The organism is Bacillus sp. NTK074B, from assembly GCF_017303375.1.
Lineage (GTDB): Bacteria > Bacillota > Bacilli > Bacillales > Bacillaceae_B > Rossellomorea.
Map to the genome: position 1 here is coordinate 1 of NZ_JAFKOH010000258.1, position 256 is coordinate 256.

1 protein-coding gene is annotated in these 256 nt (G+C 61.7%); it reads right to left on the bottom strand.

The annotated features are described in order from the left end of the window. Window positions 1–49 precede the first annotated feature (49 nt). The coding region (locus tag JI667_RS22265) for a M24 family metallopeptidase (protein ID WP_206858706.1) at window positions 50–256 on the bottom strand (207 nt) is incomplete at its 5' end.

Here is a 256-nt window from a genome sequence, read left to right on the forward strand (position 1 = left end):
GTTCCACACTGCTCAGCGGCGGCGCGTCTTCCCCACGCGGTGCCATGACCTAGACCCTCGCTTTAAGGAAATCGCGGGGCAGCGTGGTAAATCGCCGATGGCCGTCTTTTGTAATCACGAAACACTCCTCCACCTGAAACCCGCCGAGGCCCCGCACGTAAAGCGGCGTCTCCAGCGCAATCACCATGCCCGGTTCCAAAGACCGTGTCTCGACCGGAGACAGATACGGCCCCTGCTCGCCCATTCCGAGACCCAT